This is a genomic window from Sivoneniella epilithica UHCC 1019 (genome assembly GCF_040830845.1).
Classification (GTDB): domain Bacteria; phylum Cyanobacteriota; class Cyanobacteriia; order Leptolyngbyales; family Leptolyngbyaceae; genus ULC077BIN1.
Window position 1 is genome coordinate 1 of record NZ_JBFPDP010000123.1, and the last position, 799, is coordinate 799.

The window sequence follows — 799 nt, forward strand, 5'->3', positions numbered from 1 at the left end:
TGGACAGTGCGTCTGTTGGCAGAGCGCCTGGTTGAGTTGAAGTATGTCGAAAGCATTTCTCACGAAACAGTGCGGCAAACGCTCAAAAAAACGAACTCAAACCCTGGTTGCAGGAATGTTGGGTAATTGCGCCCAACGCCAACAGCGAGTTTGTGTATTACATGGAAGATGTTTTGAGCGTTTATACCCGTGCCTATGACCCTCGTTACCCGGTGGTCTGTTTCGACGAAACCAGCAAACAATTAGTCCTCGAAAAGCAAACTCCCCTCCCCCTCGAACCGGGTCAACCGAAGCGGTATGACTATGAGTATGAACGCAATGGCGTGGCGAATCTATTTATGATGACTGAACCCTTAACGGGTTGGCGGCATGTGGAAGTCACCGAGCGTCGGACTAAACAGGACTACGCCTATCAGATAAAATACCTGGTCGATGTGCGCTACCCGGAGGCTCAGTTGATTACGGTCGTGCATGACCACCTCAACACCCATCACCCGTCAGCTTTGTATGAAACCTTTGAACCCAATGAAGCCAGACGGATTCTGAACCGATTAGACCTGCGTTACACGCCCAAGCATGGTAGTTGGCTCAACATGGCAGAGATTGAACTGAGTGTGTTAGCCCGTCAGTGTTTGGATCGTCGCATCCCAGACCAAGACAGCTTGAAGCAAGAAGTGGCGGCTTGGGAAAACCGCAGAAATGCCCAATCTCGCACGATTGATTGGCAATTTACGACTCAAGATGCCCGCATCAAACTCAAGCGTCTCTATCCATCAATTCTTTCTTGACAGACTACTAG

Annotated in this window: 1 pseudogene; it reads left to right on the top strand. The window is 49.8% G+C overall.

The features are described from left to right. Positions 1-788 (top strand): annotated as a pseudogene (locus AB3R30_RS26925) (IS630 family transposase); the annotation flags it as partial. Between the last annotated feature and the right edge of the window lie 11 nt (positions 789-799).